This window comes from Halovenus rubra, assembly GCF_026586665.1.
Classification (GTDB): Archaea; Halobacteriota; Halobacteria; order Halobacteriales; family Haloarculaceae; genus Halovenus; species Halovenus rubra.
Window position 1 is genome coordinate 95,531 of record NZ_JAODIY010000010.1, and the last position, 23,238, is coordinate 118,768.

The following is a 23,238-nucleotide window of genomic DNA, read 5'->3' on the forward strand; positions in this document are numbered from 1 at the left end:
CCGGTCCGCCCTCAACACATGGATACAGTTGTCGTTACCGGTGCGCTCGGGACACTGGGTCGGTGGACAGTCGAGAAGTTGGCCAGCGACTACGAGATTCTTGCCGTCGACCTGCAGGAACCACACAGTTCGCCCTACGAGACCGTCGAATATCTCGCCGCCGACCTGACCGACCAGGGACCGGTTTGGGAGATACTGTGTGACGTACAGCCCGACGCCGTGGTCCACCTGGGTGCCGTGCCGGGTGCGGGCCACCGAGCCGGCACCGAGACGTTCGTCAACAACGTCACAAGCACATACAACGTCTTCACCGCAGCAGGCGAGGTGGGTGCCGATATTGTCTGGAGTTCGAGTGAGGCGACCTACGGTGTTACTTACCGCGACGAGGCACGCCCACTTGCGTCGCTGCCTGTCGACGAAACACACCCACAGCGACCGGAGGATGCTTACGGCACATCGAAAGTCGTCAGCGAGATTGTCGCCGAGCGAACAGCTAGACGATACGGCGTGTCCGTTGCCTCGCTCCAACCCTCGTGGATTCAGGTTCCCGGTGCGTACGAGACCCCCACAGCCAGGGAATCGTTCGACCCTGACAACCCAACACCGTCGGGAAGTCTCTGGTCGTACATCGATGTCAGAGACGTGGCACGGCTGGTCCGTTGTGCACTCGAAACCCAGCGGACGGGCCACGACAGGTATATTGCTGTCGCCAAAGACAACTATATCGACACATCGACCGCTACGGCAATCGACAGGGCATGGGGTGACCTCGCCCCCGAGTGGAACCCAAAAGGCGACAATGCAGCCTTTCTGAGTGCCAAGGCACAGCGTGACCTCGACTGGGAGCCAGCTCACTCCTGGCGAACCGCCGAGGGCGAGACTGTCGACGGTCCCCGGCTCAAGGGAAGCTCATGAAACTTGACGATAGAACGGCCATCGTCACCGGTGCAAGCAGTGGTATCGGACGGGCAATCGCGACCGAGTTTGCTCGTGAAGGCGCAAACGTTGTCCTCGCCGATATCCGCGAGGAGTCACGGGCATCTGGCGACACCCGGACAACAGGTGAGGTCATCGAAAGCGAGGGAGGAAACGCCGTTTTCACGCAGACAGATATCACAGACGAATTAGCTGTCAAACAACTGGTCGAGCGCGCTATCGAAACCTACGGCGGTATCGATATTCTGGTCAACAGCGCAGGCGTGACAAGCAACAACTCTGTTCAGGATGTAACCGACGAGGAGTGGGACCACGTCCACGACGTAAACGTCAAAGGCGTGGTCCGCTGTTCGAAACAGGCACTCCCGCATATTCGTGAGAGTGACCACGGCCGTATCATCAATATCGCCTCACAGCGAGGGCTTCGTGGAGGCGACGACACTGAAAAAGCAGCCTACGTCGCCTCGAAAGGCGCAGTCACGGGACTTACCCGGCAGATGGCACTAGATTACGGTCCGGACGGAATACCGGTGAACGCTATCTGTCCCGGCCCCGTCGAGTCAGGCATGACGCCAATCGAAACCGACGAAGACGAACAGGAGCTACTCGATGGAATTTTGACGCCTTTCGTCGGTCAGCCCGAAGACATCGCTCCAGCAGCGGTGTTGCTCGCAAGCGATGGCGGCCGGTTTATTCACGGTCATACCCTCGTCGTCGACGGCGGCTACCTGGTGAAGTAACCCGAAGTGAGGTTTATGCCTGTCGGGGCCAAGTGCGAGACGATGACAGAAATCGGCATTGTCGGCGCTGGTGTGGCAGCCGCCGCGGCGACGTTCGTCCTCGACAGCGCCCATCATGACACGACGGTGACCGTCCTCGAAAAGTCCGGCGGCGTCTGTGGGCGTGCCGCGACTCGCCGGCACGAGGAGTTGACCTATGACTACGGCGCGAACTACGTGAAAGACGACGACGAACGTGTTGTCGACCTGCTGACCGACACGCTCGACACAGAGGGGCTATCCGACATTCCCGAGCCGATTTACACGTTCGATGCCGATGGGACCGTCTCGGAAGGACGCGACTCGGACAGTCGGAAATGGACCTATCGGCAGGGTCTCACACAGATTGCGAAACGGCTTTTCGACCAAACGGATGCGACAGTCCACCGACGAACCCGCGTCGAGGAGCTCCGGCACAGAGACGACAAATGGACTGCCATCGACACTGACGGCGCCGAATGGGGACCGTTCGATATCCTCCTGATGAGTCCCCCAGCACCACAGACGGCGGCGTTGTTGCAGAACACTATGTGGGACTCACCAGTCCGTGAAACACTTATCGAGGCCGTCGAAGGGGTGGAGTACCGCACCATCTGGTCGGCGGTCCTCCGCTATGAGTTCGAAGTTGACGTACCGTACTACGGACTGGTCAACCCCGGAAAAGACCACGAAATCGGCTGGATTTCACGCGAAGAGTGCAAGCCCGGCCACGTCCCTGACGGGGAGACGCTGTTCGTCGTTCAACCCAATCAAGAGTGGTCAGTTACTCACTACGATGACGACCCGGAGGCGAACGTGGCTGCCCTCGCGGAGTACGCCGCCGAAATTATCGGAGACGACCGCCTGCAGACGCCTGTCTGGAGTGACCACCAAGGCTGGCGATACGCACTGCCCGAGTCAGGTGTCGATACAGGCCCCCTCGATTCAGCAGAACGCGAAGGGCTATACTGTCTCGGCGACTGGGTAACCGGCGAGGCCCGTGTCCACGCTGCCCTGTCAAACGGACTCAACGTCGGCGAGGGAATCGTCAACGCACAGTAGCTACTCCTCGTCGCGAACAACAGTGACGGTGACAGGAGACCGTCGAACGACTGATTCGGCGACGTTCCCGAGGAAAATACGAGAGGCTCCCTGTCGGCCGTGATTGCCGACAACGATGTGGTCGATAGCGTGTTCTTCAGCGTACTCGATAACTTCATGGGCCGGGTCCCCGACTGTCACTTCTGTCGTGTACTCGACGTCCTCATCGGCGAGGAGGTCGGTCACTTCATCGACAAAGTCTTCCTCAACCGCTTTGCGCTGGTCTTTGAGCGCTTTTTGAATCATGTTGACCGTCGCATCAATCGAACCGCTTGCGGCCTCGACAGTGTGCAAGAGCACCAACTGTTCGTCGGGATGTTCCCGAATAGCGTGTTCGACCGCTGCCTGTGCCGGGTCGGAACCGTCGTATGCGATGAGGACAGTCATAGCTGGTGCTTCGAAAAGCAGTGTAATAAAGAAGGCGACTACGCTGTTTCAGTAGTCTGGTGGGCAGTTTCGACAGTCGAGCAGAGTGCGCTACGGTCCGAGCGATAGAACAGATGTGAGTCACAGCCACAGTCTGAACAGCCAAACGCTGGAATTGAACTGGCCTCAATGGTATCGGCTATGGCGCATTCGGCGTCGACCCCAGCAGAGCGAATAACTGTTTCGAGAGTTGATGCTTTGTGACCGAGCAGATAGTCGATATGCCAGTGTCGCACGTCACGCTCTCCATTGGCAATTTCTTGATGGCGCTCAACGCGACTGAACCCGCCCGTCCCGAGCGCGCTCCCGACGTAGGCATACCAACCTGACTCGAAAAAGTACTCACCGAGTGCCCCCACCTCAATGTCGGCGCACTCTGGAAGTTCGACGAGCAACGTGTAGGTCCCACCAGCCATGTGTCGACGTTGCCCCGACAGCTATTCAGGTCATCGTTCCCCACCAGTGACGACAACGAAGACCACCTCGTGTCCGTGGTCTATCAGTAGCCGACCGACTGTCCGTGCCATCGTGTGCTGGCAGTGCATTGTCACTGCTGAGAATGTGGCCGCAGTATTAATACACGTAACAGTCGAACACTCCGCAACAACTGCAACTGTAACGCCATATGAAAGACAGTATTCGGTCGCTCGCGCTTGCTGTCGTCACCGTCACAGCAATTATTGTTGTTGTTTCTGCCGGAATGAGTGGTGTCAACGCCGATAGCGAGACGAATTTTACCGTCACAATGGATACGAGCGATGCAGTCGATGGAAACGACAATCTTGCTGTCGATGTGACCGTTACAAACAAGGGAAACGTCAGCGGTGAGCAACAGATTAATTTGACCGACGGCAGCGGGATCGTTCAGGATTCGACGAACGTCTCACTCGATGCTGGACAGTCGAAGTCGGTGACGCTGACGTGGCGTTCTGTCCCTGTCCCGGAAGCTAACCCTGCTCCAGATTACGGGCGGACAATTACCCCGAAAGTACAGAGTGGAGACGACGCCGACTCAACAGTCGTCACGGTGCGCTGGGAGTATTTTTCGGTCGATAACATCACCCCACCAACGAAGACAATCGTCGAAGGGAACGCATTCGATATCGAGACAACAATACAAAACGTTGGGACGCTCGACGGCACACAGGATGTCAAACTGCTCGTAAACGGGACACAACAGGCCGTCAAACCCGACACCAGTATCGGTGCTGAGGGGTCAACAGAGCTTACTTTCAGCAGTATCAACCCCGGCCTGGATCCGGGCACTTACAACTACACTGTCGAGACAGCCCAAGAGAAAACGAACGGGACGCTGACAGTACTAGAAGCGGCCCAGTTCACTGTCATCTCGCTCGATGCGGTCTATAAAAACGATCAAGTCACCGTCGATGCGGAAATAAAGAATGAGGAATCGATTGCCGCCGAACAGCCTGTGGCGTTAGATGTTGACGGACGAGAAATTAAGACACAAAATATCTCTCTCGCTGCGGGGGCACAGACCGACGTGACGTTTACCTACGACCCTGAATCGGTCCCACTCAATGCGACCGTAGAGACAGCACTCGATACTGCTTCAATCCAAGTCGGCACGGTCGAGATAACGTCGATGGGCGGCACACACGAAGACGGCACGATTACTGTAGAGACAGTCATCGAAAACAAGGACCCAGCCGGTACCGAGCAAACTGTCGTCTTCGAGGCGGACGGCCAGACAATCGAGGAGCAGTCAATCTTTCTCCAGCCGGGAGAGCAACGCACACTTACAGTCACACACGAGACCACTGCACTGCCAGTCAACGTAACAGCACTAACTGCCATCGATGCAGCGTCGACCAGTGTCCCCACCGCAAATATCGAGAATGGACCGACTGTGGAGGCTGTAACCCCAGAGCGGCTCGACGTGGGTAGTGCCGTTACAGTCACGTACACCGCTTCCGGAGTGAACCTTGACCAAGCCCGACTGCGTGTCGAGGCCCCGGATGGGTCACGCGTTCTCGACAAGCCAGTCGACCCGGGCGTGTCGGCTGAGTATACCCTCTCACAGGCAGCGCTTCCGGCCTACATAGAAGGTGAATATGACGTGACACTCTGGGTCAAAGACGAGTTCGGCGGGACAGAAAGCCACACGCTTGACGACGCCTTCGAGGCCACTGCCGTCATCGAGAACAGCCCGAAAGTTGAGCGTGTCACACCGGACACCGTACAGGTCGACGAAACGGTGTCTATCGAGTACTCCGCCACTGGCATCAACATGCAGAACGTGACAGTCAAGATTGACGGGCCGGATGGAAACGTTGTTTTCGAGCAGACAGTCAAACAGGGCGTAGGCGAGCAGATAGAGATTAATCCACGCGATATCGAGGGTATCGAAGATGGTCCACACGATGTGACAGTCGCGATGACGGACGTGTTCGGTAACGTTGAGTCCGATACCATCGAAGGAGCCTTCGATATGAAGCCGGTGTACAACCCGGACAACGCAGATTTTGGAACGACAGCGAGTTCGCCAGACGTTGCCGGTGCATATGAGGGGACAGCAGGTGATTTCGTCACAGTCAGTGTCGCGCTCAACGAGATTGAACAGGCGTACATCATTGTTGGCGGCGACCGAGCAGCCGATGAGTCACAGTCCGGCGCGCCACTCGACATTCTTCACGTCAGCGGCTCGGCGACGTTCGTTATCAACACACGGCTGGTCGGGACGGACCGACCATCCGAGGAAGTGTACATCCCAGTCGAGGGCGACGTGACGAGCTACGCACAGGAACTCGGTCCCGACGCCAAGCCAACGGGCGTCTTCGAGGGACTGCAGTTCCAGAATCAAAAGTACGAACAGATTGCTGAGACCCTGACTGGCTACCGGAAAGCAGCCAACTCAGGCGTTCAGGCACGGCCGCTACAGCCGGGAAGCGACGTGAGTATGGTCATCGGCGGCGGAGACTCGGTCATCGTAAACGAGGATGGAGTGCCGGATGCACGGTTCCCGCTTGACCGGGCAACTATTGCGTTGACTGAGCCTGAACTTACGAACGTGACAACTTACCGGTTGCCAACCGGAACCGCCGACGAGCGGTCGTTCCAGCTTCCTCCCGATGACAGTGAAGAGCTCACTCCGGGTGCCGTCGAAGGGCTGCTCGATTCGGCACAACCAGCTGGGACAATCGCACGCAACGATCGGCTACTTATCGAAGTCAACGCGACTGGGTTCTACGGGTCACTACTCGACAGCACTAGAGGAAGCACCCGAATCGGCTCGGGCGAGCCAACTTTAGTCTCCCCAAGCGAATTCAAGACGTTGCTCGACCGCCCGGAAGGAATAGAGCTGTCTCTTTCTCACCTGAATGCAGGCCGAAACGTTCCCCCGACGACCGTGGACCTCTTCGAGGCAGAGAGTGACGACGTGAGTATCCTCCTCAATCCGGGCTTTGCTGAAGACCCGACAGCGATGGAGCAGTTCTATGTCCTTGTTGACACCCGAGGACCGGAGCCGTTCTCACCAACGCCAGCAGACGGTGCGAGATTCGAGGTCAACATGAGCTACACTCCGCCACAAGAGGAACGGTACCGGTTCTCTACTGTCTCAAGAGGTGTCCTTCCAGACCCATTCAACCCCGAAGACCGCGGCCTCAACCCGCCACCGTTCCCGTACCTCTCCCCGGAGAGCGAGAAGCCAATCGAAAGTTCAACGTTCACCATCACAAACAGAACTGTGGAGTACGACCGGACGAACGACGATGGAGAGCCAATCGTCGCGAACGGGTTGGGGGCAACTCTCTCCGGAACAACAACCCTCGCACCGGGAACCGACTTGCCGGTGAACATCGTCATCGACGTAATAGACGAGTCAACCAAAGTCGAAATCAACAACGTCGCTATCGACGAAAGCGGGAACTTTAGCGTCAACACAGACCTGTCAATGCTTGAGCCTGACGAAGAGGTCACCATCGAGTTCTGGGCCTACCAAGAGAAACTGGACGAGCGGTCGCTGGCAGTCGTCGAAAAAGATAATGTCAGCGGCGAGTACGAGGTGACGGACCTGACTGCCGACTCCGTTGTCACTACGAACGGAACACTCGTCGAGATGTCGGGCGTTGTTACCAATACCGGGCTCCTCTCGGATAACAAGACCGTCGACCTGATTCTGGACGCTGAGGTTGTTGCTAATAAGACGGTCGAGCTTGCACCAGGCGAGTCTCGGACGATGCATTTCGAGGACGCACTGGACGACCTCGAACCCGGACAGTATCCGTTGGAGCTTCGGACGCCAGACGACTTCGAGGGAGTCTTGCTCGTTGTCGATGAGTCTGACGGGGTTTTCGAAGTGGCTGATATCAATGCAACCTCGACTGTCACGGACGGCGAGGCTGGACTTGCCTTCGAGACGACGGTCCGCAACACCGGAACGATCAACGAGACAGGGACAGTTGAGCTGTTGCGTGACGGTGAAGTGGTCGCTGAACGGACAGCGGACCTACTCGTTGGACAGGACGTGTCTTACTCGTTTACTGATGAGCTTACCGAACTCGGCCCCGGAAACTATACCCTGACAGTCCGGACGCCGGACGAACAGGAAACGGTCGATGTGAGTATCAAAGAGCCTGTGGCAGTCCTCGAACTCGACGGCGTCGATGTCCCGAGCTCAATCCAGCAGGGTACACAAATCGCTCCCAAAGCTGTCGTCAACAACACGGGGACAGCAACGGCTGACGGACCAGTGACCATCGCTCTCGGTGGGGAGTCACTGGGTGAGAGAACAGTTGAGCTATCGGCTGGCGAGAACACAACTGTTGCCTTCGACGAGGTGGCAATCGGCCGAGAACCCGGAACATACACCCTCCGCGTCGAGACACCAGACGACGAGATAACAGTTGAACTTGTCGTCGAAGGCGGAGACGACACCGAGAGCAATGGGACAGAAGGCCAAGGTGAAGACAGCGACGGGAACGATGCTGGCGGAGCCGATGGTGACGGGACATCAGGAGTAATCAGTGTCTTTGGCGTTGGTGTCGGCCGGGGTGCGCTTATCGGTGGGAGCGCACTTGTCGGCGGTATCCACGTGCTTGGCTACTGGATATAACCAGAATCGGTCTGGACGTAGCCGGCCATAGTTGTGATGATATCGGCAAACACAGCTTCGCTTTCGAGAGTTGCGTTGCTGTTCGTGGTATCTGTCAACGAAAGACAGACTGCCGTTACATTGATTACAACCAACACCGAAGAATGGGTGTGTGAAACAATGTCGATGGGAGCCTACGATAACGATGAGCACGAACGTCGCGAGCGCATGAGTAGTGAAGTTGACACAAGTTTCGACGACGAGCGCAACGAGTACCGTGGAAGCGTCGAATACGAGAGCGGAGAGTCCGCAGAACAACTCCTCGACCAGTTCAAGCAGATGCAGTCAGAGTGACGCTGTTGGGTGCCGTTCTGGTGGTCTACAGAGAACAATAGCGAGTGCTGTGACGATGAGTACCGCACAGACGTGTCCAACGAGAAGCCCAAGTAGCAGTGGCTCGTCAAGCAAGAACGGGACAAAGGCCAGTTGCACGAGGCCGAATGCCGCCGTTTCCATATCTGCCCGTCGGAGATTCTGTCGGGTTTCTCCATCAAACCGATGCTGGACTGAGCGCCAGAGCCCTGCAACGCTACTCCACCACGCCGCTCCAATGCGGTAACACACATCCCAGATAATAATCAAGAAGAGATAAACTGCCGGAGCTGGCTGGTCTGTCCCGAGCAGTGATTCGATGAGTGACCTATCAAAGGCGAACAGATAGGTAATGAGTGCACTGAATGCAAAGACAGTGAGCACAACTTCGATATTCGAGGCGAACAGAAACTTGCGGTAGGAAACAGGGATACGCTCGCCACGGATACGGCGCGCGATACGGACCATCTGTGCACTCCCAACGGTTGTCACGATGACGGCGACAGTTCCCGCGACGACCGCCGACCAGCGATTATAATACCATCCAAGTAACAAGACGGCACTCTCGAACAACAAGAACTGCAGTACCAATGCGACTCGCTGGGTGAGGTCGATGCCGGGAACTGCGCCGACAATACCCTCATACACCCACGTCTCACCGTACTCGGGTTGGCTCACCGCTCACCAGCCCCCGTGGCCCGTGGCGGCGCAGTTCCCTGAGCCTCGACACCACCGAGCGCCTGAGCGACGGAGTCATCAAACTGTGTCAGGTTGACCGAGACGTGGTCGGTAATGCTGTCATCGGTGACCACAACAGGATTTCGCAGTCCCTCGATAAGTGGGCGGGCAACCCAGCGGTCGATGTCGGTAACGAGTCCAATCCAGTACGAAGACAGGCGCGGCGACAACACCGGAACAGGAACAATCAGCGGGACCCGGCGGCCGGCGACCGAGGCCGTTCGCTCGATGACTTCACGGTAGGTCAACACGTCCGGCCCGCCGATTTCGTATGTCGTCCCAGCTGTCTCAGGGGTGTCGAGAACACCGACGAGGTACGCGATAACGTCGTCGATAGCAATGGGTTGACACTCGTTGGCTACCCAGCGGGGTGTAACCATGACCGGAAGCCGGCACGCGAGGTCGTAAACCATCTCGAAACTCGCGCTGCCGTCGCCAATGATGATGGCCGCTCGCAACGTCGTCAAGTCGTAGCTTCCCTCACCGAGGACTGCCTCAACCTCTCGGCGAGAGCGGAGGTGTCGAGAAAGTTGTTCCCCTTCTTCACCGAGTCCGCCAAGATAGACAACCCGGTCCAGCCCTGCCTCGCTGGCCGCGTCCGCGAAGTTACGGGCCGCAGTCCTGTCCCGTTCCTCAAAGTCTGAGCCGGTTCGCATCGAGTGGACAAGATAGTACGCAGCGTCGACGCCATCGAGACACGCGTCGAAGCTTCCCGGCTCAAGCAGGTCCCCCTCGAAGACTTCGACCCCATCTGGCGAATCGTAGCCACCGGCATCCCTGACTAGAACCTGAACGTGGTGATCCGCCGCACGCAATGCGGGCACAAGGCGACTCCCGACGAAACCGGTCGCCCCAGTGACGAGCACAGTCATACAACAACGTGGGACCAGAGCCGTTTAATTCCCCACGCAACAACGGAGGTCGAAATTACCGTCTGACGCTGAGATGGGACTGGCGTAGACGGTGCTGGTTTTGTTGTTCGGAGGCCAACCTACAACAGCAGTTACGACACCAAACATCGTCACAACTAGCGACCGAAACGGTAAGGAGGAGGGGGACGAACTGAGAGATATGGACGACGTGGACAGCAAGGAGATGCTCGGGACTGTCGTTGAGGAGTATCTTGAACAGGAGCGTGGCACACGCGCCTTGCTCGACGAGCTGGAGAAGCTGTCCATCGAAGGAAAACACGAGAAGCTGCGTGAGCGGGTGCGGTCGTTTGCCGAGCACAATCAAGAAGTATTCTATACGGTGGCATTGGCGCTGACGAACTCGGCACATTTCTTTGGCGACGTGGAGGCCCAACTCGGTGTCGGCCCGGCCGACAAACTGCGTGATCTCGCCGAAACCTACCCCTCGCTGGCCGAGCCGTTCTATCTTGTCCGGGTCGAAGTCACACAGGAACGGCTCAACCCCATCACTGAACTCGATGTAACGACGAGCTACCACCACGAAGAGGAGGTGCCGTTAGTCTCTTACTCTGCAGCCTCCGGCGGTGTGAACCTGTATGACTACAAGGGCACTCCACACGAAGTGCTCCAGACAGCCATCTTCCTCGCGGAGGCGACAAACGACTCGCTTGAGGCCGCACTCGCCAAAGACCACTCAGTCAACACCGACGAGTTGAGCGAACTCATCGAACGCCACGAACAACTCGAATCCGAGCTGAACGCCTTGCAGGACAACATCGACGCCCTCCGGCGGAAACCGGTCGGCGACGAGTAGACACACAGTTTCTTGCGTTCGTTCCTCTAGCCGTCGAGACGGACGACTAGCCACCGGCGTCGAAAATCGGTGGTTTGAGCTTGGTTAATTAACGTTAACTAACTATGAGCGAAGAAATCCTCGAAACAGCAGTGAGCATTCTCGTGACTGAGGGGTACGAGTCACTGACGATACAGCGTCTCGCGGAGGAACTCGACATGACAGGGGCCGGCGTGTACTATCATTTCGAGTCGAAAGACGAGCTATTAGTTGCAATAGTCGATTACTTGAAAGAGGAACTAACCACGGAACTCTCGTCGGTAGAGGGCCCGCCGGACGAACGTCTCGCGACGATGGTACAGGAAATGTTTGCTGCCGCCGAGGCAGTACAACAGATGGAGATGCTGCCCCCGAGCAGCCAGTTGTTGTTGTCGACGACAGATAGCAACGAGATGTTGCGCCAGTCGCTGTTGGAACTGACTGAGGCGTGTGTCGGGCAGTTCACGGAGACGATTCGAGAGGGTGTGGAGAGCGGTGTCTTCGAGACGGAGCATCCAGAACAGACTGCCAGACTGCTCCTTGCAATAATCGATGGCGCCGAACGGCGTGCAGTATTCGGAAAGTCGAGTGAACCACTGGTGCAGGGGACAGTGCGGTACATCCTCACGGACCTGTACGTCGACGGACCGCCGGAGCTTGAAATAGAACAATGAGTCTGGGCGTTACGATCGTCGCAGGTCTGGGACTACTGGTTGCACTGGCACTGGCCGGCGGGTCAGTTCACTTGGCCACACAGGGCGGCCTCAACTCGGTGAGCCTGTCGGCCAAGAAGGCGTCCATCCTTCTCGGAGTTCAGGGGTTAGGAATCACTGTCGTCGTCGGGAGTCCAGCCGTAGTCGGGATGGCGTTCTGGGAACTTGCGCCCGAGACGATTGGTCTCAATGAGTCAGTGATAGCGCTCCCACTCGGGATTGGTGTTGGCTGTGCCTCCTTTGGCGTGTTCGTGGGAGTGAAAACACCGTTCGAAGCCGCCGGGCTCTCGTTCTCGCAACCGTTCGAGGACGCGATGCCCAAGACCGGCTGGGAGATGGGATGTTACGCCGGAGGCATCGCTGTCGCGTCATCTGCCGAAGAGTTGCTCTTTCGGGGCTCATTGATCGGTGCGATGGCAGCGATACTTTCGGTTTCGCCGTGGCTCCTGATTGTTCCGTCGGCGATTCTGTTCGGATTTGCACATGCCGACAGAGGCAGTGGCCATATCGTCGTGTTGACGCTTCTCGGCATCGGGTGGGGTATTCTCTTCGTCTTCAGCGGGCTGGTCGCTGCTGCCATCGCTCACGTTGTGACCAACGGTCTGTACGTCTTCTATCTCGGCTTCGTTACGAACGACAAGTCGACGAATGACTCACACGAACAAGGGACTTCAGTATAGGTTTCTGCCTGGTAGTCGTGGTCAAACAACCACGACACCGATCAAGGTACCAGCAACGACGGCCAACAGCGCGCCGACGAGGTTGATACCAGCATTCCACACCGCCAGCCGACGGTCGCCCGTCTCGAATAGCCGGACCGTCTCGAACGCAAACGTCGAAAAGGTGGTGAACGCGCCACAGAACCCGACTGCGAAGACAAAAAAGACCGGGTGGGTCTCGGGGACTGCGAGCAAGGCCCCGAGCGTGAAACTCCCGAGGACGTTCACCGCGAGCGTGTCGCGCGTCCGGGTGTCGATACGTTCACCGAGCAGGTGGCGCATCCACGCACCGAGTATTCCACCGGTGCCGACGAGCAAGAACTCGATCACCGACTCCACCTCACGGCGGCACGGCCAAGCAAAATAGCGGCGAATCCGAGCACGTAGTTTGCGACCACGTTTGCCGCGGCCAGTGCCGGAGACAGTGACACTGTTTCGGCCGCAAACGTGCTGTAGGTGGTAAACGACGAACAGAAGCCGGTGCCGACAAGCAACCGCGTCTCGGCGCTCAGTCGGTCAGCGAGGTGCTGGTCGTACAGCACCACACCGAGCAAGAACGTGCCGAAGACGTTTGCGGCGAGTGTACCCCACGGAAATGTCTCCGGAAGCCACACGGCCAGTGCGTAGCGTCCGCCCGCACCCACGAACCCGCCAACAGCAATCAGCGCAAACGCCGACGAGCGTGACGACGACATACAGCGGGTCACGAGGGAGAGCTACTCCACACTTTCGAAAATCTGAGATTGTTTCAGTACTGGGGCGTCGGGGATAAAAACAGAAACTAAAGCTAGGTTGAAGTCAGCAACAGTTACATGACGGGATGGTGAACTAAGGGATAACATGCAAGTCGTCCTGATTGGTGTCGGCCAAGCCGGCGGAAAAGTAACGCAAGTGCTGGCTGAGTTTGACCAGGAGATGGGATTTGATGCGGTGCAGGGCGCATTCGGTGTCAACACTGCGAAAGCAGACCTCCAGTCTCTCAGTATCGATACGATGCTCATCGGCCAAGACAGGGTGAAAGGTCATGGTGTCGGTGGTGATAACGAACTCGCCGCCGAGATTATGCAAGAAGAGTCAACGGAGGTGATGGACTCCCTCGACGGACGTATCTCGACCGATGCCGAGGCGGTCGTCATCGTCGCTGGCCTCGGTGGCGGGACCGGCAGCGGCGGCGCACCTGCACTCGCGAAAGAACTCAACCGTGTCTACGATGTTCCGATTTATGTGGTCGGTGTCCTCCCGGGTCGTGACGAAGGCTCGCTCTACCAGGCAAATGCAGGACGGTCGCTGAAGACAGTCGTCCGCGAATCTGATGCTGCCTTGCTCATTGATAACGACGCTTGGCGGAGCAGTCAGGAAACCCTCGAAGAAGGGTTCGACCAGATTAACGACCAGATTGCCCAGCGTCTTGGCCTCCTGCTGGCCTCCGGCGAGGCCGTCGAGGGTGTCGGCGAGAGCGTCGTCGACTCCTCAGAGATTATGAACACGCTGCGTGGCGGTGGTATTGCCTCGCTTGGCTACGCCAGTGCCGAGGCGGCAGACGACCCCGGAGAGAACGTCAATACGATTACGAGCCTGACGCGAAAAGCGCTGCTAACGGGTATGAGCCTACCCAACGCAGTTGATGCTGAGGCTGCATTGCTTGTCGTCGCCGGCGACCCAGACTGCATCTCGCGGAAAGGCGTCGAACGCGCCCGCAAATGGCTCGAAGAGGAAACTGGCTCGTTGCAGGTCCGTGGCGGAGACTTCCCACTCGAAAGTGACCGTTTGGCAGCGCTGGTCGTCCTTGGTGGCGTTGAGCGGTCACAGCGCATCGAGGAGTTCATGGACCGCGCCCGTGAGGCACACGAGAACGCAGAAAGCCGCGACCCGGTCGAACAGTTCGAAAACGATGAACTCGACGACCTCTTTTAGGGCCTGACAAGAGTTGCTCCGTCGAACTCTCCCCGGTCGTAGTCAATATCGAGCAAGGTAAGCAGCGTTGGCGCAATATCGTAGAGGTCCGCGTCCTGAATCTGTGCGTCTGGGTGATCGATAAACAGCGACGCATCCTCGAACGTATGCATCCCGTTCCGTGCGGTCTTGGTAAACACGTCGTCCGGGCCGTTGAACGAAGCCTTGAGGTCAAATCCGTCATGGGGAATCGCGACGAGGTCCGGTGCAATTTCGTCGTGGTTCCCCCGGAACGCACTCTCTTTTGTCTCGACACGTTTGATAACAGATGACCCATCAGGCCCAGTCATCTCCAGTAGGGCTTTTTTTAGTTCCGCTTGAGTCGCCTCGTACTCTGTTTCAGGAATCGTCCCGCGTGGCTCGCGCCCCGCAAGGTTGAGATAGAACCGGCCAGGGATAAGCGAGTACGCCCGAGTCTCGTCGCCGATATCGTCAAGTCCATCTGGCGTTTCGGTTCGGTAATCGAGCCAGCCCGTCTCTCGGAGCCACTCGTTACAGTTTACCTCGTGAGAAAGTGTGGTAAAGCCGTGGTCAGAAACGAGAATGAGCGTTACATCGTCTGGTAGCTTCGCCCGCAACTTGCCAATGTAGCCGTCGAGTTTCCGATAAAAGTCCATGAACGCTTCGTGGCCCTCTCCGTTGTGTTCATACTCTTCAAACAGGAAGTGATTGACACGGTCTGGCGTCATGAAAACGCCAAAAAAGAGGTCCCAATCGTCGAGTTCGATGTAATGTTCGAACGCTTCGAATCGCTTATCCATTGTCTCGTGAGCGTCGTCGAGAAACGCCGATTTATCATCGCGGTGGCCAAGCTTTGCGTCGACATCGATACGGTAGTCGATATCAGTGAGGTACTCCCGAATCTCGTCTGGGTAGGCAGCCCTATCGACGCCGGGGGAGAGAAAGCCAGACACCATGCGCTGAATATCGCGGTCAGGTGGGAAGGTAACAGGGACGTTCAGCACCGTCGCCTGCCGGCCAGCGTCATGGACACGAGTCCAGAGACGGGTCGCCTGTGTGTCTCGTCCCATCGGAATATACGTGTCGTAGGCGTCGATTTCACGATCTATCGCGCCGTAGACACCAGTTTCTCCCGGGTTAACGCCGGTCGTAAGCGCCGGCCAGCACGCGTTTGAATCCGGCGGAATGATACTATCGATGGCTCCTGCCGTTCCCTCCTCAGCAATCGCCCCGAAGGTTTCAAACTCATCAGAATTCTGGGACAACAGACTGTAGGGTACCCCATCGATACCGACAACAGCTACTCTGGGTTGGTCGTCGCCACGAAGCCGGTCGAACAGGCCCATATCCGGCTTTCAGGTGTCGACTACAAGAAACTTCTTGCCGCCGGCCGTGATTGTGGCCGGGTTAACACTCGCATGGGGACGAGTCACACTCCGGACAGCAGTGAGAATCAGGGTCGAAGTTCGACGGCACGACTGTTGGATGGTCGACCGCGACTGGTGTTTCTGTGGCTGACATCACACATACTCATACTACGTCTACGTTAAAATAATTACCCATGCGCATAACTAATGCCGTCAGCACCCCTCATGTTTGACAAGCATATTAGAACGAATTCATGTAGCTGGGGTGTATCGTGAAGACTGAGAGTATTTCGATAGACGGGAATAAGCGACAGAACTACTTTGGTATAGTCCAAGGCCTCGATATGAAAACCGGGATTGCTCTGTTAAACTTCGGCGAACCGGCCGAGCCGGAACGAGACCGCGTCGTCGCGTATCTCGAACGCATTTTCTACGCAAACGCGGACCTCGAAGAGGCTGACACCAAGGAGGAAGCAAAAGAGCGGGCGAGACAGCTCGCAAAGCGCCGTGCTCCCGGCCTGATCGAGGAGTACAAGGAGATTGGGGGCTCTCCGCTCAACGAGCAAGCTGGGACACAGGGCGACCTGCTTGAGTCGTCCCTTGCAGACCGTGGCTACGATGTGACCGCTTATAACGGCATGCAGTACACTGAACCGTTCATCGAGGACGCTGTCGAGGCCGCGCGCGACGACGGTATCGAGAAGCTGATTGGACTCCCAGTCTATCCCTTGTGTGGGCCGTCGACAAACGTTCTCGCGCTGGATGAACTCGAAGAGGCAGCCGAGAACATCGACTTCGATGTCGAGATTCAAGGAATTACTGGCTGGCACAAACACCCGACGTATAACCGCGTCCGTGCCGACGCAATCCGGTCAGTCGTCGATGAACACGGCCTCGACCTGAGTGACCCTGAAACCGCGTTCGTCTTCTCGGCACACGGTACCCCCGCCCACTATCTCGATGAGGGGAGTCGCTACGACATCTACGTCGAGGAGTTCTGTGAGACAGTCGCCTCGATGCTTGGAATTGAGGAGTATCATCTGGGGTATCAGAACCACGGAAACCGGGATATTCCGTGGACGGAACCCGAAACCGAGGACCTCGTCGCTGAACTCGACCACGACCGAGTCGTCGTCGACCCCGTCAGCTTCCTCCATGAACAAAGCGAGACGCTGTCGGAACTCGACATCGAACTCGACGAGGATGCAATCGACGAGAACCAAGAGTTCTATCGTGTCCCGATTCCACATGACGACGCACGCCTAGGTGAACTGTTTGCAGACCTTGTCGAACCGTTCCTCGCCGATTTCGAGCCTGAATACTACCAGTACCGGCAGTGTCAGTGCCGGGACGAGCCAGGGACGATGTGTCTGAATGCACCCCGAAGTGACTGAAGCGGTACCAGAAACGCCAATGACAGAAACACACCACACTGTCGGCATCATCGGCGGAGGCATCACCGGGCTAGCGCTCACACATTATCTCGCAGAGCAGGGTGTCGATAGCATCGTGCTAGAGGCCGCTGACGAGCCGGGCGGTGTCATCTCGACAAAACAGGTTGACGGCCATATACTTGAAGCGGGGCCACAGCGAATGCGTAAGACGCCGGGTGTCGCCGAACTCGCAGACGCCGCAGGCGTTGCGGATAGGTTCGTCGAGGCCAAACAAGAGGACCTCTACGTCTATGCAGACGGCGAACTCGGGCAGGCCCCGCTTTCAGTGTCAGCGTTTTTCAAAACGGACCTACTGTCGTGGCGGGGCAAAGCACGGATGGTCGCCGAACCGCTCACCGACAATGGCAGCCCCGAAGAACGTGCCGGTGAGTTGTTCGTGCGGAAGTTCGGCCAAGAGGCCTACGAAAAGTTCATCGGGCCACTGTATGGCGGTATATATGGCTCTGACCCGATGGAAATGCCGGCGGCGTTTGCGCTCGAAGGCTTGCTGGCGCAGGAACAAAAAGCGGGTAGCTTGCTCCAAGCGTTCCGAAAGCGGGTTGGCGGCGGCCACTCGGCTCCGCCGGTCACCTTCGAAGGGGGGAACCAGACACTGCCGGCCGCCCTCTGTGACACATATAGCGACCGTGTCCATCTCGACACGCCAGTGACTAGCATTGAACCGGTCGATGACGGCCGTGTCGAGGCGAAAGACGGTTCCGGGCCGTATTACCTCGAAACGGCCAATGAGAGCTACGAGGTCGACCAAGCTGTTGTGACAACACCAGCAGACATCGCAGGAGAGTTGTTGTCCGACCTCGGAGACGGCACTGATGAACTCGACAATCTGCGGTACAACCCTCTCGCGATGGTCTTTTTGGAAGCTGACCACGACTGGGTCGGCAAGGGATACCAAGTAGGCTACGGCGAGGAGTTGCACACGTTAGGTGTCTCTTGGAACAGCCAGATGTTTGGCCGGGACGGCGTCCAGACTGTCTTCCTCGGTGGGATGCACGAGCCGGAACTGCTCCAAGCATCTGATGAGCGTCTCGGCGAGATAGCAACTCGTGAGTTCAAAGAGGCAGTTGGAACTGCAGCGTCAGTTATTACGGTCGAACGACTCGATGTTGGGTTCCCAGCGTGGGACAGCTCGTGGTGGCTGCTGGACGATATCGACCTCCCAACCGACGTGCATATGGCGACAAACTACACCGCCCGGATGGGTATTCCAAGCCGTGTCCGCGAGGCACGTCAGCTCGCAGATGAGCTCGCAACGCTAGAGTACGGGACAGCATCGGCAGAGACGACCGTCTCAACACCGGCCGACGACTGACAATCACTGCGTTGCCAAGACACCTGCTGTGTTCTCGTTATCGATAGTGAAATTCGTGAGGTGGCCTATTTATACCTCCGGCTGAAACAGAGTATACAGTATGAGTGACCGTCAGCGGCATGGAGAGCTAGACACGAAAGAGGGCACTGCCGACACAGTCGACGGTGAGGCAGACGAGATACAGGATTCGCTCGCCGACCTGGAAGGAGCTGCACGGGATATCGCCGACCGAATTAACGAGATTCGAGACGGCTCCCAACAACAGTACAACGACATTCAACAGGTTTCAAAGGAGATATCCAACCTCTCGGCGTCGGTCGAAGAGATCGCCTCTTCTTCCGAAGAAGTATCCTCAGCCGCCAGCGAGGCCCGTGACCTCGCACAGGAGGGCCAAGAGACGGCAACAGAAGTAAGCGAGTCGATGGGTGACGTGAACGAGGCAGCTGACGAGGTCGCCGAAAACGTCCGGACAATCCAAGAGCAAGTCAACGAAATCGACGAAATTGTCGATGTTATCAACGATATTGCCGAGCAGACGAATATGCTGGCCTTGAACGCGTCTATCGAAGCGGCACGCGCTGGCGAGGCTGGCGAGGGGTTCGCCGTCGTCGCCGAGGAGGTGAAGTCGCTCGCCGAAGAATCACAGGACCAAGCCGGCCGCATCGAGTCGATGATATCACAAATTCAAGAAGATACGGCGGTCGCCGTCGAGAGTCTCGACCGAAACAACGAGCGCGTTGAAGACGGCATCGAGTCGGTTGAGGAATCTGTCGAGATTCTCGAAGAGATTCACAGCGTCGTCGAAGAGGTATCTGACGGTATTGCGGAGGTGGCAACGGCGACCGACGAACAAGCCGCTTCAACCGAAGAGGTTGCGAGTATGGTCGACGCCTCGGTGACAAAAGCCGAAGAGATTGCCGACGAAACCGGCGCTGTCGCGGACGACGTTGTCAGACAAAGCGAGCGGATTAATGACATTGACCACCAGATCGAGATGCTCATCGCAGATGTCAAATCAGCCGAAAGCGCTGACGACTGAGCGACAGAGCGAAAAACGAAACAGTCCCACTGTCCGCTGACGAAAGAAGACAACGACGCGGCAATCAACACGTTTTCCCCTGCAGCTGCCACAGGAATGAGTATGTTTTCCGAGTTCGAAATAATTCCTGCAGTCGACGTACAGGACGGACAAGTCGTCCAGCTCGTCGGCGGAGAACGCGGTACTGGGCGGGCCTACGGCGAACCGGTCGAAGCAGCGACTCGGTGGGTCAAAGCAGGAGCTGAGACGCTTCATCTTGTCGACCTTGATGGTGCATTCGAGGGTGAGCGAGCGAACGCGCCGGCAATCGAGTCAATCCAGAACGCATGCGATATTCCCATACAGCTTGGGGGCGGTATCCGAACCGTTTCGGACGCGACTAGTCTTCTTGAACGTGGTGTCGACCGTGTTATTCTCGGAACGGCTGCCGTCGAAACCCCGGATATTGTTGGCGAAATCAGCGAGCGACACACGGACAGTGTTATCGTCAGCCTCGACGCAAAAGACGGGGAAGTCGTCGTTTCTGGCTGGACGGAAGGGACGGGGCTTGACCCTGCCGAGGCTGCAAAGCGTTACGAGGAACTCGGTGCTGCCGGCATTCTGTTCACAAACGTCGATGTTGAGGGACAACTCGGTGGTGTGCGAACTGAGCCAGTCACAGCGCTGGTTGAGAACGTCGATATCCCAGTCATTGCCAGCGGCGGGGTGGCAACTGTCGACGATATTCTTTCCCTCCGAAAAGCCGGGGCTGACGCAGTTGTAGTCGGGAGCGCACTGTATGAGGGTCAGTTTACACTCGCCGAGGCACAGAACGCCCTCGATTAGCCACAGCCAAATCAGGCCGGCAGTGAGACGGAGCTTACGGACTGATTGCGCTTGCTATCCCAGAAAATCAGCTCGTCGACCGTCCAGGTAACAGCCTCTATCTCGCGGGAGACAAGGTTCTTTGCACGTTCGAGTGACCCACCGCGGGCAATAGTAATGTGTGGGGAGTACCCCTTGCCTTCGATTTCATCAACAGGATCAAAACGTGTCGTAAGGCGCTGGTGAAGCCTCTCTAGCTCTGCAGACTCTACATGAAAGTGGACGACTGGTGACGAGCCGGTCGGTGCATCCGCGAAGTATTCGATTGATGTGATTCGGGTTTCGAAGGCGGGCTGACCGGCCAGTAGCTCTCGGGTTTTGGCTTCTAGACGGCTGTAAGGCTCGTCAGCCTGGTTCACCAACCGTTTGACTCCAAGTGTATGCGAGCCACGGGGGCGTGCGTGGGCGTTCGGAAGTTCCCGTGCGAGGTCGCAGGCGTGTCTGGCAATCTGGCCTGGAACCGGGATGTTCAGGCTGTACACGTACCCGAAAAGGGAAACAATCCAAAAAAGTACGTCGATTCACCGAACACCTAGTCAGACAGGGAAGGCACCCGGCATGCTCCGGCCACACACCACCAGCGTCTATATCCGGTCAAGCAGCCAGAGGACAATGAGGCCAGCGATAACGAGGCCAATGAGGTTCGGGAGCAGGCTGAGAACGCTGCCAAGCAGGTCGACCGTTGCCTCAAGCACGGCCAGAACGAGCCAGACAACCACCAGTACCAAGATTATTTCAAGAAGGGTGTCGGCGTCGAGTTTTGCTCGCATGGGCGACAGTTTTTCCGCCAGGTTGAAGTCTTTTTTCCCGCTTTCTTCTTTCGATACGGGAAGGCAGGAAAACAGTCTACCGACACGGTCGGACACAACACAGTTTATACAGCCGCCAAAACAAGCCGATGGTGAGTCATATTGGCTGGGTTGTTCGCTAGCCACCACTGTCGTCGGGGCCGACTGGTTCTCTACTTACTACACGAAGAGTTAGTAGACTGCTGTGACATCGGACGAGGCCTAGATACAAAAGGAGAGAACCAGTGCACTCACTGGCCACGAAGTGGCCGAGGTTGTTCGTGATATCGCTGACTCAGGTGCCGGGCAAACACCTGCCGGAGACGACGAGACAGGGCCGCTAGTGACCGAGACTTGCAGTCTTGCTCCGACAAGACGCCTGAAAGAGGGCAGTGCAATCAGACTGGCGGCCCGGATGAGACGCCGGGTGACTCTCCGGAGGATAACATCGACGACGAGTCTCCTGAAAACGACGACAGCACTGGTGACGATGAAGGAGTCACGGACGACACAGGTGAAGGATCGAATGCCGATAAAGCGGGCGATGACAGAGAGAACTGCCCTCTGGGGCGAGAGGATGCGGTCAAAGAGCAGACCAAAACACAACGATAATCGCCCCGGGGGTCATGGGTAGATATAGACGATGAGTGGATTCATTTACGACCACAAGCCGATGGAGATAGCCAGTGGCGATGGCGTCTATCTCACCGACAGCGAGGGGACGGAGTACCTCGACTTCGGCGGGAATTACGCCTGCGTGCCGCTCGGCCACGGCCACGATGCCGTCCAGTCTGCAATCCAAGACCAACTCGCAGATGTCACCTTCGTACAGGCAGTCTATCCGGTCGACACTCGACGACAGCTCCACGAAACGCTCGCCGAGGCAGCACCTGACGGGGTTGACAACGTCTGGTTGTGTAACTCCGGGACTGAGGCAAACGAAGCAGCCCTGAAGTTTGCTCGCTCAGCAACAGGGAACACAAAGTTCGTCGCCACAACCGGCGCGTTTCACGGCCGAACGATGGGGTCGCTGTCACTGACCTGGAAGGACAAGTATCGGAGCCACTATGAGCCAATGCTCGACGATGTTGAGTTTGTCCCCTACAATGATAGCGAGGCGCTAGCCGACGCGGTTGACGACGATACCGCCGCAGTGATGATGGAACCGATACAGGGTGCAGGTGGCATCAACCCCGCCACCGAAGAGTTTCTCCAGACGGCACGAAAAGCAACCGAGGAAACGGGGTCGGCGTTGGTTTTCGATGAGATACAAACCGGCCTCGGCCGAACTGGACGCCTTTGGGACCACGAACGAGCCGATGTTGTCCCCGACATGGTAACAAGCGCGAAAGGATTGGCCAACGGGTTGCCAATCGGCGCGACCCTGTGTCAGGATTGGCTTGCGGAGGATTACGGCTCTCATGCCTCGACGTTTGGCGGCAACCCCGTCGTTGCTGCTGCTGCCGAGGCGACCGTTTCGACCCTGCAAGCAGACGAGATACCTTCCCATGCCGCAGACGTGGGGCAAACGCTCCGACACCTCCTCGAACGCGAACTTGGCGATGCAGTGCAGGATATTCGGGGCGAGGGACTGATGGTCGGCATCGAAATCGAAGGGAGCGCCGCAGACGTTGTCGCCGACCTCGCTCACGAGGAACAGGTGCTTGCTCTGACTGCAGGGAAACACGTCGTCCGGTTCCTTCCGCCGCTGGTCGTCACGGAAAGACACGCCGAGCGCGCGGTGACGGCGCTCTCGAACGTCTTGGACTGAGCCAACAGCAGTCGTTTCCGTCAAAAGAGTATGCACAGACTAACTATCAGTTTGCTTTCCTTGAGAGACACCGAAAAACAGGCCGAGTCATAACCGTAGGTTGATGGGCCACAGCCGTTGGCTGAGACAGATACAGGGTGCCACAGCGCCGGCCTCCAGAGTTTCTT

Annotated in this window: 24 protein-coding genes; 15 read left to right on the forward strand and 9 right to left on the reverse strand. The window is 57.4% G+C overall.

Annotated features, from left to right (window positions below; genetic code table 11):
• Nucleotides 1-18: 18 nt before the first annotated feature.
• The 3 genes from N5098_RS09715 to N5098_RS09725 are packed head-to-tail and all read left to right on the forward strand — an operon-like array spanning nucleotide 19 to nucleotide 2,756.
• On the forward strand, nucleotides 19-915 hold the full coding sequence (locus tag N5098_RS09715; protein WP_267637672.1) for an NAD-dependent epimerase/dehydratase family protein: 897 nt from the start codon (nucleotides 19-21) through the stop codon (nucleotides 913-915).
• Nucleotides 912-1,676 (forward strand): SDR family NAD(P)-dependent oxidoreductase, encoded by a 765-nt coding sequence (locus N5098_RS09720; protein ID WP_267637673.1) that lies wholly within the window; start codon nucleotides 912-914, stop codon nucleotides 1,674-1,676. The genes N5098_RS09715 and N5098_RS09720 overlap by 4 nt, the downstream gene beginning before the upstream one ends.
• A 42-nt stretch (nucleotides 1,677-1,718) precedes the next feature.
• The gene (locus N5098_RS09725) at nucleotides 1,719-2,756 is read left to right on the forward strand and encodes an NAD(P)/FAD-dependent oxidoreductase (protein WP_267637674.1); all 1,038 of its coding nucleotides are present in this window, start codon (nucleotides 1,719-1,721) and stop codon (nucleotides 2,754-2,756) included.
• On the opposite strand, the gene N5098_RS09730 is transcribed toward N5098_RS09725, so the two are convergent.
• Complete coding sequence (locus N5098_RS09730) at nucleotides 2,757-3,182, reverse strand: universal stress protein (protein WP_267637675.1); 426 nt, start codon at nucleotides 3,180-3,182, stop codon at nucleotides 2,757-2,759.
• A gap of 38 nt (nucleotides 3,183-3,220) precedes the next feature.
• A complete protein-coding gene (locus tag N5098_RS09735; RefSeq protein ID WP_267637676.1) occupies nucleotides 3,221-3,637 on the reverse strand; it encodes a GIY-YIG nuclease family protein in 417 nt (138 codons plus the stop codon).
• Between the two features lie 209 nt (nucleotides 3,638-3,846).
• Between N5098_RS09735 and N5098_RS09740 the strand changes: the two genes are divergently transcribed.
• Both N5098_RS09740 and N5098_RS09745 read left to right on the forward strand, forming a co-directional pair.
• Nucleotides 3,847-8,298 (forward strand): hypothetical protein, encoded by a 4,452-nt coding sequence (locus N5098_RS09740; protein ID WP_267637677.1) that lies wholly within the window; start codon nucleotides 3,847-3,849, stop codon nucleotides 8,296-8,298.
• 159 nt (nucleotides 8,299-8,457) lie between these two features.
• Nucleotides 8,458-8,631, forward strand: a complete 174-nt coding sequence (locus N5098_RS09745) for a DUF5786 family protein (protein WP_267637884.1) — start codon at nucleotides 8,458-8,460, stop codon at nucleotides 8,629-8,631.
• Here N5098_RS09745 and N5098_RS09750 read toward each other — a convergent pair.
• Both N5098_RS09750 and N5098_RS09755 read right to left on the reverse strand, forming a co-directional pair.
• Complete coding sequence (locus tag N5098_RS09750; protein WP_267637678.1) at nucleotides 8,623-9,327, reverse strand: DUF7530 family protein; 705 nt, start codon at nucleotides 9,325-9,327, stop codon at nucleotides 8,623-8,625. The two genes, N5098_RS09745 and N5098_RS09750, sit on opposite strands and share 9 nt — an antisense overlap.
• Nucleotides 9,324-10,259, reverse strand: a complete 936-nt coding sequence (locus tag N5098_RS09755; RefSeq protein WP_267637679.1) for an NAD(P)H-binding protein — start codon at nucleotides 10,257-10,259, stop codon at nucleotides 9,324-9,326. Before N5098_RS09755 ends, N5098_RS09750 begins: the two co-directional genes overlap by 4 nt.
• A gap of 199 nt (nucleotides 10,260-10,458) precedes the next feature.
• On the opposite strand from N5098_RS09755, the gene N5098_RS09760 reads away from it, so the two are divergent.
• From N5098_RS09760 to N5098_RS09770, 3 genes are all read left to right on the forward strand, one after another.
• Entirely contained in the window at nucleotides 10,459-11,112 is a 654-nt protein-coding gene (locus tag N5098_RS09760) for a hypothetical protein (protein ID WP_267637680.1), read from the forward strand.
• A gap of 104 nt (nucleotides 11,113-11,216) precedes the next feature.
• Nucleotides 11,217-11,804, forward strand: coding sequence for a TetR/AcrR family transcriptional regulator (locus tag N5098_RS09765; RefSeq protein ID WP_267637681.1), 588 nt, complete (start codon nucleotides 11,217-11,219; stop codon nucleotides 11,802-11,804).
• Nucleotides 11,801-12,523 (forward strand): CPBP family intramembrane glutamic endopeptidase, encoded by a 723-nt coding sequence (locus tag N5098_RS09770; RefSeq protein ID WP_267637682.1) that lies wholly within the window; start codon nucleotides 11,801-11,803, stop codon nucleotides 12,521-12,523. The genes N5098_RS09765 and N5098_RS09770 overlap by 4 nt, the downstream gene beginning before the upstream one ends.
• Before the next feature lie 21 nt (nucleotides 12,524-12,544).
• On the opposite strand, the gene N5098_RS09775 is transcribed toward N5098_RS09770, so the two are convergent.
• Both N5098_RS09775 and N5098_RS09780 read right to left on the reverse strand, forming a co-directional pair.
• Nucleotides 12,545-12,901, reverse strand: a complete 357-nt coding sequence (locus N5098_RS09775) for a fluoride efflux transporter FluC (protein WP_267637683.1) — start codon at nucleotides 12,899-12,901, stop codon at nucleotides 12,545-12,547.
• Nucleotides 12,889-13,257, reverse strand: a complete 369-nt coding sequence (locus N5098_RS09780; protein WP_267637684.1) for a fluoride efflux transporter FluC — start codon at nucleotides 13,255-13,257, stop codon at nucleotides 12,889-12,891. The genes N5098_RS09775 and N5098_RS09780 overlap by 13 nt, the downstream gene beginning before the upstream one ends.
• A gap of 145 nt (nucleotides 13,258-13,402) precedes the next feature.
• Here N5098_RS09780 and N5098_RS09785 point away from each other — a divergent pair, with 145 nt between their 5' ends.
• The gene (locus tag N5098_RS09785; RefSeq protein ID WP_267637685.1) at nucleotides 13,403-14,476 is read left to right on the forward strand and encodes a tubulin/FtsZ family protein; all 1,074 of its coding nucleotides are present in this window, start codon (nucleotides 13,403-13,405) and stop codon (nucleotides 14,474-14,476) included.
• Here the strand turns inward: N5098_RS09785 and N5098_RS09790 are convergent.
• Nucleotides 14,473-15,822: an alkaline phosphatase family protein gene (locus tag N5098_RS09790; RefSeq protein ID WP_267637686.1), complete on the reverse strand. Its 1,350-nt coding sequence runs from the start codon at nucleotides 15,820-15,822 to the stop codon at nucleotides 14,473-14,475. The genes N5098_RS09785 and N5098_RS09790 overlap by 4 nt on opposite strands.
• A gap of 365 nt (nucleotides 15,823-16,187) precedes the next feature.
• On the opposite strand from N5098_RS09790, the gene hemH reads away from it, so the two are divergent.
• From hemH to hisA, 4 genes are all read left to right on the forward strand, one after another.
• Nucleotides 16,188-17,237, forward strand: a complete 1,050-nt coding sequence (hemH, locus tag N5098_RS09795) for a ferrochelatase (RefSeq protein ID WP_267637687.1) — start codon at nucleotides 16,188-16,190, stop codon at nucleotides 17,235-17,237.
• Nucleotides 17,238-17,256: 19 nt separating this feature from the next.
• Nucleotides 17,257-18,609: a protoporphyrinogen oxidase gene (hemG, locus tag N5098_RS09800; RefSeq protein WP_267637688.1), complete on the forward strand. Its 1,353-nt coding sequence runs from the start codon at nucleotides 17,257-17,259 to the stop codon at nucleotides 18,607-18,609.
• A gap of 100 nt (nucleotides 18,610-18,709) precedes the next feature.
• Complete coding sequence (locus N5098_RS09805) at nucleotides 18,710-19,648, forward strand: methyl-accepting chemotaxis protein (protein WP_267637689.1); 939 nt, start codon at nucleotides 18,710-18,712, stop codon at nucleotides 19,646-19,648.
• A gap of 102 nt (nucleotides 19,649-19,750) precedes the next feature.
• Nucleotides 19,751-20,473 carry a 1-(5-phosphoribosyl)-5-[(5-phosphoribosylamino)methylideneamino]imidazole-4-carboxamide isomerase gene (hisA, locus tag N5098_RS09810; protein WP_267637690.1) on the forward strand — a complete coding sequence of 241 codons (723 nt, stop codon included), beginning with the start codon at nucleotides 19,751-19,753 and terminating at the stop codon, nucleotides 20,471-20,473.
• A gap of 11 nt (nucleotides 20,474-20,484) precedes the next feature.
• Here hisA and N5098_RS09815 read toward each other — a convergent pair whose 3' ends face one another.
• Complete coding sequence (locus N5098_RS09815) at nucleotides 20,485-20,994, reverse strand: 2'-5' RNA ligase family protein (RefSeq protein WP_267637691.1); 510 nt, start codon at nucleotides 20,992-20,994, stop codon at nucleotides 20,485-20,487.
• Nucleotides 20,995-21,096: 102 nt separating this feature from the next.
• Entirely contained in the window at nucleotides 21,097-21,282 is a 186-nt protein-coding gene (locus N5098_RS09820) for a DUF7554 family protein (RefSeq protein ID WP_267637692.1), read from the reverse strand.
• Nucleotides 21,283-21,654: 372 nt separating this feature from the next.
• On the opposite strand from N5098_RS09820, the gene N5098_RS09825 reads away from it, so the two are divergent.
• Nucleotides 21,655-21,912, forward strand: a complete 258-nt coding sequence (locus N5098_RS09825; protein WP_267637693.1) for a hypothetical protein — start codon at nucleotides 21,655-21,657, stop codon at nucleotides 21,910-21,912.
• A gap of 31 nt (nucleotides 21,913-21,943) precedes the next feature.
• The gene (locus N5098_RS09830) at nucleotides 21,944-23,071 is read left to right on the forward strand and encodes an aspartate aminotransferase family protein (RefSeq protein WP_267637694.1); all 1,128 of its coding nucleotides are present in this window, start codon (nucleotides 21,944-21,946) and stop codon (nucleotides 23,069-23,071) included.
• Nucleotides 23,072-23,238 lie beyond the last annotated feature (167 nt).

What these genes read in the sequence shown, in the direction of transcription:
- N5098_RS09740 (WP_267637677.1), top strand. Translation starts at nt 3,847, where the DNA reads ATGAAAGACAGTATTCGGTCGCTCGCGCTTGCTGTCGTCACCGTCACA.
- N5098_RS09820 (WP_267637692.1), bottom strand. Translation starts at nt 21,282, where the DNA reads ATGCGAGCAAAACTCGACGCCGACACCCTTCTTGAAATAATCTTGGTA.
- hisA (WP_267637690.1), top strand. Translation starts at nt 19,751, where the DNA reads ATGTTTTCCGAGTTCGAAATAATTCCTGCAGTCGACGTACAGGACGGA.
- hemG (WP_267637688.1), top strand. Translation starts at nt 17,257, where the DNA reads ATGACAGAAACACACCACACTGTCGGCATCATCGGCGGAGGCATCACC.
- N5098_RS09755 (WP_267637679.1), bottom strand. Translation starts at nt 10,259, where the DNA reads ATGACTGTGCTCGTCACTGGGGCGACCGGTTTCGTCGGGAGTCGCCTT.
- N5098_RS09830 (WP_267637694.1), top strand. Translation starts at nt 21,944, where the DNA reads ATGAGTGGATTCATTTACGACCACAAGCCGATGGAGATAGCCAGTGGC.
- N5098_RS09780 (WP_267637684.1), bottom strand. Translation starts at nt 13,257, where the DNA reads ATGTCGTCGTCACGCTCGTCGGCGTTTGCGCTGATTGCTGTTGGCGGG.
- N5098_RS09805 (WP_267637689.1), top strand. Translation starts at nt 18,710, where the DNA reads ATGAGTGACCGTCAGCGGCATGGAGAGCTAGACACGAAAGAGGGCACT.
- N5098_RS09745 (WP_267637884.1), top strand. Translation starts at nt 8,458, where the DNA reads ATGTCGATGGGAGCCTACGATAACGATGAGCACGAACGTCGCGAGCGC.
- N5098_RS09720 (WP_267637673.1), top strand. Translation starts at nt 912, where the DNA reads ATGAAACTTGACGATAGAACGGCCATCGTCACCGGTGCAAGCAGTGGT.
- hemH (WP_267637687.1), top strand. Translation starts at nt 16,188, where the DNA reads ATGAAAACCGGGATTGCTCTGTTAAACTTCGGCGAACCGGCCGAGCCG.
- N5098_RS09790 (WP_267637686.1), bottom strand. Translation starts at nt 15,822, where the DNA reads ATGGGCCTGTTCGACCGGCTTCGTGGCGACGACCAACCCAGAGTAGCT.
- N5098_RS09760 (WP_267637680.1), top strand. Translation starts at nt 10,459, where the DNA reads ATGGACGACGTGGACAGCAAGGAGATGCTCGGGACTGTCGTTGAGGAG.
- N5098_RS09785 (WP_267637685.1), top strand. Translation starts at nt 13,403, where the DNA reads ATGCAAGTCGTCCTGATTGGTGTCGGCCAAGCCGGCGGAAAAGTAACG.
- N5098_RS09725 (WP_267637674.1), top strand. Translation starts at nt 1,719, where the DNA reads ATGACAGAAATCGGCATTGTCGGCGCTGGTGTGGCAGCCGCCGCGGCG.
- N5098_RS09715 (WP_267637672.1), top strand. Translation starts at nt 19, where the DNA reads ATGGATACAGTTGTCGTTACCGGTGCGCTCGGGACACTGGGTCGGTGG.
- N5098_RS09765 (WP_267637681.1), top strand. Translation starts at nt 11,217, where the DNA reads ATGAGCGAAGAAATCCTCGAAACAGCAGTGAGCATTCTCGTGACTGAG.
- N5098_RS09770 (WP_267637682.1), top strand. Translation starts at nt 11,801, where the DNA reads ATGAGTCTGGGCGTTACGATCGTCGCAGGTCTGGGACTACTGGTTGCA.
- N5098_RS09735 (WP_267637676.1), bottom strand. Translation starts at nt 3,637, where the DNA reads ATGGCTGGTGGGACCTACACGTTGCTCGTCGAACTTCCAGAGTGCGCC.
- N5098_RS09730 (WP_267637675.1), bottom strand. Translation starts at nt 3,182, where the DNA reads ATGACTGTCCTCATCGCATACGACGGTTCCGACCCGGCACAGGCAGCG.